The organism is Bacillus sp. 1A, assembly GCF_052682215.1.
On the sequence record NZ_JBQYLZ010000001.1, the window covers coordinates 5,760,498 to 5,775,523 of the forward strand.

Annotated in this window: 14 protein-coding genes; 5 read left to right on the plus strand and 9 right to left on the minus strand. The window is 35.8% G+C overall.

Annotation, left to right across the window (positions count from 1 at the left end; translation table 11 throughout):
• Positions 1-71: 71 nt before the first annotated feature.
• Positions 72-1,388: a branched-chain amino acid transport system II carrier protein BrnQ2 gene (brnQ2, locus tag ACUN0F_RS29490; RefSeq protein ID WP_264462292.1), complete on the plus strand. Its 1,317-nt coding sequence runs from the start codon at positions 72-74 to the stop codon at positions 1,386-1,388.
• A gap of 44 nt (positions 1,389-1,432) precedes the next feature.
• Here brnQ2 and ACUN0F_RS29495 read toward each other — a convergent pair whose 3' ends face one another.
• The 3 genes from ACUN0F_RS29495 to ACUN0F_RS29505 form a co-directional block, all read right to left on the minus strand.
• Entirely contained in the window at positions 1,433-2,437 is a 1,005-nt protein-coding gene (locus ACUN0F_RS29495; RefSeq protein WP_445540646.1) for an ABC transporter permease, read from the minus strand.
• A 1-nt stretch (position 2,438) separates the two neighbouring features.
• Positions 2,439-3,305 carry an ABC transporter permease subunit gene (locus tag ACUN0F_RS29500; RefSeq protein WP_327974927.1) on the minus strand — a complete coding sequence of 289 codons (867 nt, stop codon included), beginning with the start codon at positions 3,303-3,305 and terminating at the stop codon, positions 2,439-2,441.
• 88 nt (positions 3,306-3,393) lie between these two features.
• Positions 3,394-4,128, minus strand: a complete 735-nt coding sequence (locus tag ACUN0F_RS29505; RefSeq protein WP_264462289.1) for a YwaF family protein — start codon at positions 4,126-4,128, stop codon at positions 3,394-3,396.
• A 211-nt stretch (positions 4,129-4,339) separates the two neighbouring features.
• Between ACUN0F_RS29505 and ACUN0F_RS29510 the strand changes: the two genes are divergently transcribed.
• The 4 genes from ACUN0F_RS29510 (at position 4,340) to entC (ending at position 9,284) form a co-directional block, all read left to right on the plus strand.
• Complete coding sequence (locus tag ACUN0F_RS29510) at positions 4,340-5,443, plus strand: efflux RND transporter periplasmic adaptor subunit (protein ID WP_445540647.1); 1,104 nt, start codon at positions 4,340-4,342, stop codon at positions 5,441-5,443.
• Entirely contained in the window at positions 5,440-6,114 is a 675-nt protein-coding gene (locus ACUN0F_RS29515) for an ABC transporter ATP-binding protein (RefSeq protein WP_000609098.1), read from the plus strand. Before ACUN0F_RS29510 ends, ACUN0F_RS29515 begins: the two co-directional genes overlap by 4 nt.
• 26 nt (positions 6,115-6,140) lie before the next feature.
• Complete coding sequence (locus ACUN0F_RS29520; protein WP_445540855.1) at positions 6,141-7,292, plus strand: ABC transporter permease; 1,152 nt, start codon at positions 6,141-6,143, stop codon at positions 7,290-7,292.
• A 600-nt stretch (positions 7,293-7,892) separates the two neighbouring features.
• Positions 7,893-9,284 (plus strand): cell wall-binding protein EntC, encoded by a 1,392-nt coding sequence (entC, locus tag ACUN0F_RS29525; protein ID WP_445540856.1) that lies wholly within the window; start codon positions 7,893-7,895, stop codon positions 9,282-9,284.
• Positions 9,285-9,552: 268 nt separating this feature from the next.
• On the opposite strand, the gene ACUN0F_RS29530 is transcribed toward entC, so the two are convergent.
• The 6 genes from ACUN0F_RS29530 to ACUN0F_RS29555 form a co-directional block, all read right to left on the minus strand.
• On the minus strand, positions 9,553-10,638 hold the full coding sequence (locus ACUN0F_RS29530; RefSeq protein WP_445540648.1) for a DUF871 domain-containing protein: 1,086 nt from the start codon (positions 10,636-10,638) through the stop codon (positions 9,553-9,555).
• Positions 10,628-10,906 (minus strand): hypothetical protein, encoded by a 279-nt coding sequence (locus ACUN0F_RS29535; protein ID WP_264462287.1) that lies wholly within the window; start codon positions 10,904-10,906, stop codon positions 10,628-10,630. Before ACUN0F_RS29535 ends, ACUN0F_RS29530 begins: the two co-directional genes overlap by 11 nt.
• Positions 10,882-12,192 carry a PTS sugar transporter subunit IIC gene (locus ACUN0F_RS29540; protein WP_001013048.1) on the minus strand — a complete coding sequence of 437 codons (1,311 nt, stop codon included), beginning with the start codon at positions 12,190-12,192 and terminating at the stop codon, positions 10,882-10,884. The genes ACUN0F_RS29535 and ACUN0F_RS29540 overlap by 25 nt, the downstream gene beginning before the upstream one ends.
• Before the next feature lie 82 nt (positions 12,193-12,274).
• Complete coding sequence (locus ACUN0F_RS29545) at positions 12,275-12,580, minus strand: PTS sugar transporter subunit IIB (RefSeq protein WP_000275650.1); 306 nt, start codon at positions 12,578-12,580, stop codon at positions 12,275-12,277.
• A gap of 1 nt (position 12,581) precedes the next feature.
• Complete coding sequence (locus tag ACUN0F_RS29550) at positions 12,582-12,902, minus strand: PTS lactose/cellobiose transporter subunit IIA (RefSeq protein ID WP_445540649.1); 321 nt, start codon at positions 12,900-12,902, stop codon at positions 12,582-12,584.
• Between the two features lie 110 nt (positions 12,903-13,012).
• Entirely contained in the window at positions 13,013-14,953 is a 1,941-nt protein-coding gene (locus ACUN0F_RS29555; protein WP_445540650.1) for a BglG family transcription antiterminator, read from the minus strand.
• Between the last annotated feature and the right edge of the window lie 73 nt (positions 14,954-15,026).

Here is a 15,026-nt window from a genome sequence, read left to right on the forward strand (position 1 = left end):
AAATAGTAACAGTTACTCGACAAATTATTTGAATTTTCGACAAAAACACTCATTAGGAGGATTTTCTTTATATGCGTACAACTTTAAAGCCAGCGCAAATACTTTCGATTAGTTTATTACTATTCGCAGTTTTCTTCGGTGCTGGTAATATGATTTTTCCGCCCCTTCTCGGTCTTTCTTCCGGAGAAAATATGTGGATTTCCATTACAGGATTTATTATTACAGACGTCGGTTTATCTTTACTTGCGATCGTCGCTGTTGCCCTTGCCGGTGGTAGTTTTAACACTTTAGCAAGCCGCGTTCATCCAAAATTCGCAGCAATATTCGCTATCATTATTTATCTTTCAATCGGCCCACTATTTGTTATTCCACGAACTGGATCTGTATCTTACGAAATTGGAATTGCACCACTTTTCCCAGACCAATGGTACTCTATGTTAATCTTTAGTGCGATTTTCTTTACAGTCGTTTACTTCTTATCATTAAATCCATCCAAATTAGTAGATCATATTGGAAAAATATTAACGCCAATTTTACTTGGAATTGTTGCAATTATGGCAACAAAAGCGATTCTTTCACCTGGAACATTTGCAGAGCCTGTTGGTGACTATAAAGAAATTCCATTTTTCAAGGGATTTCTTGAAGGATTTTTAACGTTAGATGCAATTGGTGCTCTCGTATTATCAACGATTGTTGTAAATGCAATTCGCCAAAACGGTATACAAGAGCAGAAATCTATTGCGAAATATACAATTATTTGCGGGAGCATTGCAGCCCTATTCTTAACAATTGTTTATTTCTTACTCGGTTATATCGGCGCTTCAAACGGAAACTTGGGACAACTCGAGAACGGTGGTCAACTGTTAGCTACTGTTATGTACCAATTCTTTGGGACAAGCGGTAATGTTTTATTAAGTATCGCCATTATCTTCGCTTGTTTAACGACTGCAATTGGTGTTGTAAGTGCATTTGCCAACTATTTTGCAACAGTATTAACAAACGTTTCTTATAAAAAGCTCGTACTATACGTTTGTATTTTTAGCTTCGTGATTTCAAACTTAGGATTAAGTTTATTAATCAAAATTACATTACCTGTATTAATTATTTTATATCCAATTACAATCATTTTAATTTTCGTATCATTTATTGATAAATATACGAAACGTAAACCTTCTGTCTACATCGGAGCAATGATCGCAGCATTCATTATTAGCTGTATTCATGCACTTGATAATGTGGAAATGATACCAAGTTTTATTGCGAATATTGTACACACCATTCCTTTTTACAACTTAGGAATCGGTTGGATCGTTCCAGCAATAATCGGTGGTCTAATCGGATACTTTATTCCGCAAACAGAAGCTGAAGGTGAAGTTTCTACAAAATAAAGAAAAGAAGCAAGCATGAAATCCGTGCTTGCTTCTTTTTATCTTCACATCGTATGTTTAAAAGTAAATAACTCTTCTTTTGACTGCACAGCAGATTGTTCCTCTTCTACAACATCCTTCTTTAGCTCTCCTCCTAACCTTACTTTCATCATCGCCTCTTCGATACTTTTTACAACCATATTTCCTGAAAAAATAGTAAGTCCAAAAAATGTAATCGGAACGAGAGGGATCCACGGATTCACTGTTAATGACCTAAAGTATACTCCAATTAAACCTGACCATTCATGCGTATAAGATTCCACCTCTTTTATTTGTCCACCAAACATTACAGTCCCACCAAAGAACACTTCAAGTAATCCTAAGTGCAGTAAAATAGTAAGAGTCTGCGTAAACTGCTGAAGAAATACGAGTATAAACGGCATATAGAGATGCGGAAAAATATGTTTTATAACAATATGTCTTCTCGATCCACCTAATATGCGCGCGGCATCAACAAATTCTTCCGTTCGCAATTTACGAACTTCCTTCGCAACATACAGTGCAATAACTGGCATCACAAGCAGTACAAGTAATACCACTTGAAACGAAGCCCTTTCAAAAAAGGTTGTTGTCTCCTCTCCGCTTCCAAATGCATTTGCAGATTGAAGAAAAAAATACGCAATCATAACTGTCGGAATAACTGTAAAACTATCAAAGGAAGCCTCAATTTTTGAAAATCCTCTTTTTATATACGTTCCGAGTACGACACCGAAAAACACACCTATTACCATTCTAAGTACCGCAATTAAAATAGATATACCAATCGTCCACTTCGCGCCCTCAATGACTAAATGTAACAGGTCGTATCCTTTCCGGTCTGTCCCGAGTAAAAATTGTAATGAAGGTGGAAACGGTGGCACTTGTGGATTTTCATCCGCATCATATTGCAATGTAACTTGTCTAATATGTCCATCATTCCATAACGTATTTCCGATGCTCAAAAGAACTAATAGGAGAAGAAACCCAATGCTTATCCAAAATCTTTTATCACGTTTTATATACGTCCACATATTATAATCTCTCCTTCATCGCAGCCGGAATGAGATAATGAAACAATTTAAATAAAATAAAAATCGGAATATATATAAGAAGCACACTAACGATGAAAACCTCAACTCTAATACCGAAATACGATTTCAAAAACATAAAAATACCACCCGTATTAAAAATCCATTCTATAATATATAAATTAGATAACATAAAAAAGATATTCGTTTTCGCAAAGAATAATGTACTAAGCAACACATTTCGTAAAATATGACGATTTAAAATATGAAAGCGCCCCAGCCCTTTCGCCTTAGCAAATAGTACATAATCTTTTTCTAGTTCATTTTCAAAACGAAGCACGACCATTTTTACAAACATAATCGTAGTCGGGATGCTCAAACACAATATTGGCAACCCCCTAATCGACTCGCCTCCAATTGAAGCAATTTGAAAAGGTAAAAAACCTGTTTGTTTAAAAAACCATACAACTAAAATTTGTGATACTAAAATAAGAAGGATATCTGGAATGGATTCTAGAAAGATAATAAATGATTTAATTCGATGTTGTATACGCGGTGAACTACTCATAATTACATAAACAATACAAAATGCTACAAATAATGAAATAAAAAAAGCAGCTAAAAAAATAATAATCGTTTCTTTATAATGGACGAACAGCTGCGGAAATAAAAATTTACCTCTCACATATTGCAAATTGGAAATATCCATTAAGTTCACAAACACTTCTTGTAAACTCTGTATGTACTTTGATACATGCAGCTCAAATCCATAAAATAATTTCGGCAATGCCCCTAAACAAATAATACCCAAAATCGAAATAATAAATTGAACCGTCACTTCCATCCCATTCAGAAAAACTTTTTTGACCACGTTTTCCCTTCTCTCTTTATATAATTTACCCCTTAATTTTATTCTTAATTTTCTGAATTGTAAATATTTATATAGAAAAATCACTAGGTTATGATCCTAGTGATTCTTTATGCACATGCCCTTCTCTTTTCGCAAACGGCATATACAAAATAAAACATCCAATAAGCGCAGCTATTTCTAATGAAATAATATAGTAAGGGTGTGGCCCTAACATATCGAGTAATGAAGCAGTTTCTGGCTTACGAGCTAAAAACATATAATTGCCACCTGTTTTGTAGTTCACAAAAGAAACGATTGGAATTATTATGTTTAAAAATATCATCGTACGCTTAATTGATTGCAAGGTCGGTCTATATCCTTCTACCCACGTCATAAAGAGTGGTGCCCAAATGAGTAATACATGTGCAACGAAGAATTCTATAAAGCGAAAATGCGGAAAAGCATATTGCACGTTCGGCGTTAAAATAGCTTGTGATGCACCGATAATCCCTGTAAAAAATACAATCTCATATATGCGGTAACTTTTCGTTACAATCATAATCGATGCTAACAATAAACTAATCGTACATAGCTCAAATGGTAATGAAGTGCCTAGTTCAAAAATCCCCGCTTTCCATTCCCACATATGGAGCCCAATTTCACTCCCAACAAATAAAAATGCAATCGCATATCGAACCGTTATATTCCACTCATTTTGACGCAATAAATCTTGGTATTGATATAGAAAAAATATCCCCACCAACATAATAAATAATATAAGGACATGTTGCCTTGAGTATGGAATAAATGGTTTTAATGGATGCGCACTAAAATAAGCTTCCATCTTGCCTCCTCCTCTCTTTCATACAATATTATTGTTAGAAAGAAACGACGAGTCAATTCATTTGCTCACACTTGGACAAGCTCTACCTTACATTTACATATTCATACCTTACAAAACTGTAAGGTTATTGTAAGCTAAAACGATTTGTCAGATTCTTCACCTCTTCTATACTTAATGTAGATACTAAAACGAACGAAAAGGTGATAAATAGATGAAGAAGAAAAATAAAGTGTTAATTACTAGTGTAGTAGCAATCGGTATTGCAGCTGGATCATATTTTGCATTTGCTGGCGGTAGTTCAGAAGTAGCAATGGCATATAGCGGATATAAAGTAACAGAAAAACAAATTGAAAACGCGCAAAAATTTGGCGGTGAAGTCATTCCAAACGGCATCGAAACAATTTCATTTGATCCAACAAAAGGTACGTATGAATTAGCTGTTAAAAAAGGCGATGAAGTTAAGAAAGGGCAGCTTCTGTTTAAATATAATGACCCTACTGCGAAACAAGGTGTAACGGAAGCAGAAATGCAAAAGAAAATCGCACAAAAAGAAGTAACATTGTTCCAAAAACAAATTGATACAGCGAAACAAAAATTACAAAAAGATAAAAATGCAGGCCTTCCTGCTGAAGCATTAAAAGCATCAGAAGTCGAAGTACAACAATTAGAATCACAAATTGAAATGAAAAAGTTTGAAGTTGAAAAATCTGATGAAATGATTAAAGCAGCAAAAGAGAAAGTAAATACACTTTCTGTAACGAGCCCTACTGATGGCGTAATTGATGATATCGTAAAAATCGCTGATGAAAAAACAGGTATGAGCGGCATTACACTTCGCCACGCTGGGCCATTTAAAGTAAAAGGTCAACTTTCTGAATATGAGCTTGCTAGTATGAAAGTCGGGCAAGAAGTAACTGTTTCATCAAAAACTGTCGCTGGTAAGACTTGGACAGGAAAAGTAACAGAAATCGGTTCTACACCATTAAAGAGCATGGATGAAAACAAAACAGTTTCTAACTATCAATTCACTGTCACATTAGATAATAGTGAAGAATTACAAAACGGCTTCCACGTTTACGTAACAAGTAAATCTGGCGAAGCAACTGGTACGATTGTTCCGAAAAGCAGCATCGTGAAAAAAGGTGACAAAAATATTGTCTTCGTTGTAAAAGACGGTAAAGCGAAAGAACAAGCTGTTACTGTTGAATTCGAAACTGATAGCGAAGCAAAAGTTTCTGGAGTGAAAAAAGGAGAGCAAATTATCTCTAAACCTGAAAAAGACTTAAAAGATGGTATGGAGGTCGTCGCCCGATGATTAACTTAAAAGGCATCACGAAATCTTTCCAAAATGGTGCAGAATCCGTTCAAATATTACACGGCATTGACGTAACACTGAACCAGGGAGAATTCACTTCTATTATGGGACCATCTGGTTCTGGTAAATCAACATTAATGAACATTATCGGCTGCTTAGATAAACCAACGACAGGTGCGTATGAACTAGCTGGTCAAAATATTTCAAACATGTCTGAGACAGAACTTGCACGCGTTCGTAATAAAGAGATTGGGTTCGTATTCCAAAACTTCATGTTATTACCGAGACTTACAGCACTTCAAAATGTAGAGCTACCTCTTATTTACGCTGGAGTCGATAAAAAAGAAAGACGCGAGCGCTCATTAGCCGCTTTAACAAAAGTAGGTTTAGCTGATCGTGCTACTCACCTACCGAACGAATTATCAGGTGGACAAAAACAGCGTGTCGCAGTCGCACGTGCAATCGTAAATAATCCAAAGTTCATTTTAGCCGATGAACCGACAGGAGCACTTGATACGAAAACAAGTACACAAATTATGGATCTCTTTTACGAATTAAACAAACAAGGCTCAACAATCATTATGATTACCCATGATCGTGAAATTGGGGAAGCTGCAGCAAGGCAAATTGTAATTCGTGACGGAAACATCGTCCAAGATTGGAGAGGTTAATTTTGAACACGAGTGAAAATATACGCATGGCCCTTTCCTCTATCTTTGCCCACAAAATGCGTTCCATCTTAACAATGCTAGGAATTATTATCGGTATTAGTGCCATTATTACTATCATTTCAATGGGTGATGGTACAAATGCAAAGTTTAAAGAAGAGCTAGGCCAAGGAAAAGATAATGAAATAACGATTTACTACAACAACCCTGATTATGGAACAGATAGTGCCAAAATCACACCTGATATGCTAAACCGTCTTCAAACCGTACCAGGCGTTAAAGATGTGTATCCAGATGTAAGTATGAAAGTAAAAGCATCTGCTGGTTCAAAAGATGTCTCTCTTGATTTAAAAGGTGGAACAGGTGCCTTTATGACAGATTCGAAAATAAAATTAGTTCACGGTCGTGAATTAAACGACAGCGAATTAAACCAGGCAATCCCTGCTGTGATATTAAATGAAGAAGCTTTCAACAAATTATTTAGTGGTTGGGAATCAAATCAATACACAGATATAAAAGGAAAGCCGTATAAAATAGTCGGTGTATACGAAACGAAAAACGAATTTGGAATGGCTATGCCTGAAGGTTACACATCACTGGAAAACGCACCTGTCATTTCAGGAGTAAATGAATATGACTCTGTAAGATTAACGATGACCTCTCCAACAGAACGTAAAAGTGTAGAAAAACAAGCCGTTTCTGTTTTAAACGAAATGAAAGCTCCGAAATTTGAGCACAAATTCGAAGCACAAGACTTAGGTGAATTTACGAAGCAATTAGACGAATCCATCGGTATGATGAAAATGGTATTCGGTGGTATTGCCGCTATCTCCTTACTTGTTGGTGGTATCGGTGTAATGAATATTATGCTTGTATCTGTAACAGAACGTACACGTGAGATTGGTATTCGTAAAGCACTTGGTGCAACGCGCGGTAAAGTATTAACACAATTCTTAATTGAATCTTGTATTTTAACAGGACTCGGTGGTTTCATCGGATTCACGCTCGGTATCTTCTTCGCTTGGATCGTCTCAATCTTTGCCGGATGGCCACTCGTTGTCTCAAAAGAACTTGGACTTCTTGCAGTAGGTATCTCCATGTTAATCGGTATTATATTCGGTCTACTACCAGCTAACAAAGCTGCAAAACTGGATCCAATTGAATGTTTACGATATGAATAAACAAAAGCGTAGGAGTTTACACTCCTACGCTTTTTATTTATCCCGCTTTAATGGGCAGTAAGACCCCCACCTCAAAATTCAGCGAAAGCAAAGAATTTAGGTGGGGGTCGGGCTGCCCATAAAAGCCCGATTGGTTCAACTAATAATCAGTGGGGGAGGAAGAATCCCCCCCACTGATTAAAGTTTCACTTTATCTATTAAATCGTGTTTCTTCTATTATATATGTTTCACGTTATAAGCACCTTTCATTATTTTAGCGTACTAAAGCTATTATAGAATCCTATTATTGCAAAAATAATATGTGACAGACTAAAATCAAGGCGTAATTTTTTCCATACCTCGACTTATTTTGTAACAATTATAACGATATTTCATTAAATTTCACCTCATTTCAATCTCTCCACAGCGAAAATAGTTATTTTTACATAACTAATCACCTGTTCTAACAGCAAAATACGCCATTTTTGTAACGATTACGAAATGATTACGTAATACTACAGAAATATTATTAACCTATTAGAAATTGAAATACTCTCATTTTTATGCATCACATGCTCTAACCTCCCCTAATAACTATAAGAAAGCGCTTTTAGGATATTACTGGAATTATTACAGAATATTAATGACCCGTTACGAATGCTTTGTAGTTTTGTGTTTTCCGCAAATAAGAAAATAATGGTTGCTATAATGAGGTCAACGAAAACAAATGCAATGGAGGCTATTATGAAAAAATTTATGGGTATAGCAACAGCAGCGGTTTTTGGTCTTGGGATTTTCACAACATCTGCTAAAGCAGAAACAATCGTAACGACTGATGTACTAAATGTACGAGAAAACCCAACTACTGAATCACAAGTTGTCGGAAAATTATTAGATGGATATAAAGTTAACGTTTTACATACAGAAAACGGATGGTCAAAAGTGAAATTGAATAGCGGTAAAGAAGCTTTCATTAGCGCTGACTATACAAAAGACACTTACTACGTAACAGCAAACGTATTAAACGTACGTGCTGGTGCAAACACAGACTCAGAAATTCTTGGTAAATTGAAACAAGATGATGTAATTGAAACAACACACCAAGTACAAAATGACTGGATTCAATTTGAATATAACGGAAAAACAGCTTATGTTCACGTTCCTTACTTAACAGGTAAAGCTCCAGTTAAAGTTCAGCCAGCAGTTAAAGTTGAAAAAACAACTAAAGTTCAAGATACAGCTAAAGTTCGTGAAGCAGTTAAAGCCGGTGAGGTAGCTGAAACTCAAGCAAAAGCTAAAGCACAAGAAGCAACTAAAGCTCGTGAAGCAGCTGAGGCTCAAGCAGAAGCTAAAGCACAAGAAGCGGCTAAAGCTCGTGAAGCAGCTAAAGCTCAGGCAGAAGCTAAAGCTCAGGCAGAAGCTGAGGCTCAAGCAGAAGCTAAGGCCGGGGAAGCAGCTAAAGCTCGTGAAGCAGCTAAAGCCGAGGCAGCAGCTGAAGCTCAAGCAGCGGCTAAAGCTCGTGAAGCAGCTAAAGCCGAGGCAGCAGCTGAAGCTCAAGCAGCGGCTAAAGCTCAAGAAGCAGCTAAAGCTCGTGAAGCAGCTAAAGCTCAAGAAGCAGCTGAAGCTCGTGAAGCGGCTAAAGCTCAAAAACCAGCTACACAACAACCTGTTGCAAAAGAAACTGAAACAAGTGCACCATCATCTTCTCGTGAGTTACGTGTTGTAGCAACAGCTTACACAGCAGATCCACTTGAAAATGGTTATAAAGCAGGCGACCAAGTAAAATCAGCTTTAGGTCACAACTTAACAGCTAATCCAAATATGAAACTTATTGCAGTTGACCCAAGTGTAATTCCATTAGGTTCAAAAGTATGGGTTGAAGGTTACGGAGTAGCAATCGCTGGTGATACTGGTGGAGCTATTAAAGGAAATAAAATCGACGTTTTAATGCCAGACAAAGGTACATCAAGTAACTGGGGACGTAAAACAGTTACAGTTAAAGTATTAAACTAGTTCGTATAAAAAAAGTCAGTCTCATTGAGGCTGACTTTTTTTGCGTTCCTTCTAAAGGAAAATATACTCTACCTGAAATTATATCCACGATTTTTCAAATATATCTATCGTAACCTACAATATATCCACGATTTTCCGAATATATCTATCGTAACTTATAATATATCAACGATTCGACAAGGAATATCAATTTACCGACAAACTTTGACATTGAAAAGTACTTTATGATAAAAAGGCTGCCCAAAATTCGGACAGCCCCTATACTTCCCTATTCCACACAAGTAAACTGTGTCCAAGCTCCTACATAATCTAGTAAGAATAACTCTTCTTCTGCAATTGTACCGACAATATTTTTCCGTTCATCTATCGGCATCTCTTTTAGAATGATTTGCAGTTCACCTTTATACTTACCGAATGAGTTGTTACCTATTACAACTTGCCCTCTTTCCTGTAATACACTTTCGCGCACTGGGAAGTCATAGTCTTTATACTTTTTACGTACTTCTGTAGAACGCACCATATATTCTGTTATGTCGCCGCGTCTTACGTGTAACTCTTGCAGTGTCGCTTTCTTCTCTACTTCCGTCGCTTCGTCTACAAAGTGTACCTTTAGCTGTAACATGTAACGATTTAAGTTTCCTAGTTTCTCTAACTCTTCTTCACTAGCATAAGCATTTCCGATAATAACATCATCAATAAGCCCTGTTGCCCATAAATGTTTCGCTTGTACTTCAATCGGTAAGTTACGATGTTGTTCTAACGTACATAATCCGTCATTAATATCCCATGGACCAATGTCGGCTACATGTGACGTAATAAATGCTGCCGTGCGAATACCGTGTTTTTTAAAGCGTTCACTACAGCGGATAAAATAGTCGTACGGAAGTCCAGTAAATTTTTGCGGATAGAAGTTATGACAACCAATTAAAGCTGGTTTATTCGCCTGGTGTGAAAGAATATTTTCTAAGTAGGCAATATCGTTACTTACGTTCAGTTCAATTTTTAAGCCATACGGATTATTCGTCATTTTCGCTTCTGTTAATCCATCAAAACCTAAATCTAAACGAATACCATCTGCACCTAACTCTGCAAAGAATGATAGATCGCTATAGCTAATACCGAGTTGATCGAATACCGCCGGAGCTACATCTAAAATAACTTCCATCTTGTTATCTTTTGCATGATTAATAATTTCTTTAAATTCAGCTACAATTTCTTCTTTTGGACGATTCACAGATAATAGACATGTGAATATTCTTGAAAAACCGTGGCATGCCGCTGCCGAAATGTATGCCATATCTTGTTCTTTCGTTGAATGCTCTGGATAAAGTGAAATTCCTAATTTACGCTCCATGCTTTTGCATCTCCTTCACACGTTGTATTAATGCCATGCTCGTAAATCTATATTTTGCAGATAAACATGTGGCACATAAAATCGTTGGTACAATAATTACGTACGGTGATTGTAAGCTTAGCATTACATATGTACCCATTGAACTACCGATAAATACAATTGATATGAGTAGTAACACTAATAAAGATTTACTTTGTACCCATTTTGAATAATGTGCAATACACTGCCCCGCTACAAATGTAATTAAGATGATAATTGCTCCGAGCATTCTGTTTTCTCCTCTCCTGCTAATTGCTGTTTCTCATACATTTTGAAGAATGGATAGTAAATAACGAATGAGATCACAAAGTTAACAAGTACAAGTACACCAGCCATAATTGTCCAGTCTGTACTAATAATCGCTGCAATTGGTGCTAACATCGTAAATGGCAACTTCGCCATCATGAGCGGAATCATGCCTGAAACAACTGCGAAATATGATACTGTCGTTGTCACTAACGGTGTAATAACGAATGGAATAATTAAAATTGGGTTCATTACAATTGGTGCCCCGAAAATAATCGGTTCGTTAATATTGAATAAACCTGGCACGAATGATAATCTACCTAACTCTTTTAGGAATTTAGATTTAGAGAACATAAACATAATAACTAAAGCTAATGTTGAGCCTGATCCACCGATCCATACGAACCATTGAATAAATTGCTCTGTAAATAAGTTTGGCAATTGATGTGCATTTCCTGTAGCTGTGAATACTTCCATATTTTCAAGAATTGCTGAATCCCACATCGGACGAATAATTGGTCCTAAAATCGCTGGGCCATGTATACCGAATGACCAGAAGAACACGATTAAGAATACTGTTAATAAACCGCCGAATAAATTATTTCCTACTAATACTGATTTTAGTGGTGCGATTAAATATGTGATTGTTGTATTTACATCAAATTTTAAACCGTAACGAATACCCCAGAATAAAAGAATAACGACTAAAGTTGGAATTAATGCTGCAAACGAGTTTGCAACTGCTGGTGGTACACTATCTGGTAATTTAATCGAGATATTATGCTTAATCATAAAATGATAAATTTCTACTGCAATTAAAGCTGTAACAATTGCGCCGAATAAAGACGTTGCACTTAATGTTCCTACTGAAATATATCTTCCCGCATCAATAACACCTGGTACAGCTTTCGTAATTTGAATTGGTTCAACTGATGCTAGTAAAAAGGCGAGTACAGATAACAACCCTGCACTTAACTGATTGAGCTGATAAAAGTTTGCGAGTGAAGCTCCTACCCCAAATGCTGCGTATAACGCCATTAAACCTACTGTGAATCGGAATGGAATATCTAAAATATGGCGAAATGGTGCAATCCACTCCATATACGCATCAATTGGTAAATTTAAAAAGATAACGAAAAATGATCCGACAATCGTTAACGGCAATGTAGAAATAACTCCGTTTCGAATTGCTAATAAATGTCGTTGTCCTGCAATCTTTTGCGTTGTTGGCATAATCTTTTGTTCCATAAAACTCATAAAACCATTCATCAATACCCCTCCTCTTTCTCTTCACTACGAAAGAACAAAATAAAGTTATAACATTATAATGTTTATATTTAAAAAAATATAATTATGCTACAACTAATTGTTCTGCTTGTTTCAGTACTTTTAAACCGTCACACATGCCATAATCTCGTTGTTCTATTATTGCAACCGGTATATCGTATGATTTCGCAAGAAACTGTACCGCTGGAAACAAATACTTCACCTGTGGCCCGATTAAAACAACATCAGCATTTTTTATTTCCAGTTTCACAAGTTCTGAATCAACTGCTTTAATTTTATAATCCTTCCCTTGTTTCATTGCCTCTTCTTGCATTTTTCTTACAACCATACTCGTTGACATGCCTGCTGCACAACATAATAAAATGTACATCTTATACTGTCACTTTCTCTTCCACTCGTTTATGAAGAGTAATAAATTCTTCAGCAAGTTCTTTCACTGTAATTGCATTCATTAAATGATCTTGTGCATGCACTAACAATAAACTGATTTCTGCATGATTTCCTCTTGCTTCTTTTTGAATTAAGTCTGTTTGAATGCGATGAGCTGCTGAAATCTCTTCACTAGCAAGTATCATCTTTTCACTCGCATTCTCAAAATCTCCTTGTCTTGCAAAAGCAATTGCTTCAAGCGCCGCGCTTCTCGCATTGCCACCATGTAAAATTAACGCAAATGGAGTTTGCATATCATTCATTTTAAATTCCCCCAAGCTATCTTTTTTCTATATTGTTATCTTATTATGAAAACGCATACAATTAAACATAAAAAACTTCCGTTGTGTAACGGAAGTTTTTATATACTTTTTCAAAACGATAGTAAAATCTCTTGAAATTCTTCAATCATTCCAGCCTGAGTTAATTTCTCTATCGTATGCTGACTAGACATAATATCATATAAAAAATCATAAAGCTTTTGTAAATCTTCATTATTATTGCGCTTTACACTAAATAAAATAATAACTTGTACTTTCTTATCTCCCCAGTCAACCGCTTTATTAAGTGTACAAAACATCAAAAATGTTTTCTCACTTAATAACTGCATCGGATGTGGAATTGCAACTAAATTCCCAACCGCTGTCGGAGATGTATTCTCTCTTTCCATAACAGAATCATAAAAGTTTTCTAGTACATAGTTTTTCTCAGCAGCTTTCTCACATAAAAACTGAATAACCTCTTCCTTCGTAGAAGCGCTATGATTTAAAAAGATTAAATCTTCCTTTATATACTGCTGCACACTAGTATTCACATGCGTAAACAACTGCTGACCTATTGACTTAATCTCTTTATCATCAAATATTGAGTTCACTTTTATAACAGGCACAGGCAAACCACTCGGTATATGAATCGTACTAATAATACAATCTATTTTATCTTTATAAAGGTCTTCCACTTTCAATTGATAATAACCTGTAATCCCTACAATCTCTAATTTATCTCGGAACTGTGATAGAATTTTATATTTCAATAGCTGGGCGCTTCCTTGACCAGTCGCACAAACTAGTAAACATCTTTTCTTTTGATTCTGTTCCTGTAAACGACTCATCGCTCCCCCGAAGTGAATCGCAATATAACCAATTTCACTTTCCGGAATCGATTCTCCCGTATAATCACCTATTATATCTCCAACGAGAACCGCAATTTCAAAAGCATACGGATAATTCTTTTTCACTTCTGTCAAAAGAGGATTTCTCGTATTTAACTTATACTTCAAACGGTTTAATAACGTTTTTAAATGAACACCAAATCCAAATAATAATTCTTCATCATAATAAAAAATAAGATTCCGTTCTTCCGCTACTTTAAAAAGAATATGTTGCATAAATGCATATAGATCTTTCCCTAATAGCTCTTCCACATTTTCATAACGATCTTTCGCTGTAACAGCAGTACTTAATAAATGCATCGTCACATATAAAACTTCTTCTTCTGGAAATAAAAGATGCAACTCTTTCTCTAAATCCCCTACAATCTGTTTCGCAATTGTATATTCTTTCTTTATGATAAGTTCTGATTGCTCCGCATTTAGTCCTTTCATATAATGTTGATCTTCACAACGCCTTAATGCAATTGCAATATGAATGACTAAATTATCAATTTCAATATCTGATAAATATATCGTTCCTCCCTCGATATACTTTAATATAACCGAACGGATAAGCGGTATATGAGGTAACGATAAATATGTATCCCTCTGCTCAAATTGCTCATGAAACGGAGTATGATCATAGCGCGGTAAACCATATTGTGATAAACAAGAACGAATATGAAACTCCTCTCCCACAATACGTATACCATAATACGGTCTCTTTTCAATTTGTAATTGATAACGACAACATATATCTGTAACATCTTTCATAATTAAATTTACAGTCGATTTACTCACATAAATCTCCTCTGCTAACTGTGAAAGCTTCACATATCCCTCTGTCGTTACAATACGTTGCAGGATGTACGCTATCCTTTCTTCATAAGAAGTTGGGATCTTTTCAGCCTGTTTTTGAAATAGACCCACGCAAAACTCTTCAAACTTCTTCGTTTGTATAATTTCTAGTTCGTATCCAGTCCCTCTTTGCGATTCAATTTTCGCTCCGTTTTCTTCCAATATATCATTTAATAACTTTATATCTTTTTGAATCGTCTTCGTTGATACATGTAAACGGTTCGCTAAAAAAGCTCGATTTAACATCGATTTCTCTTCTAAAAACTCCTCTAAAATAGAAATTAATCGCTGATGCACTTTTGTCATAGCTCTTCCTCTCACAATTTATATATAAAAAGGAAAAAGCTGCTGAAGTCAGTAGTTTTTTCCTTTTTCATTT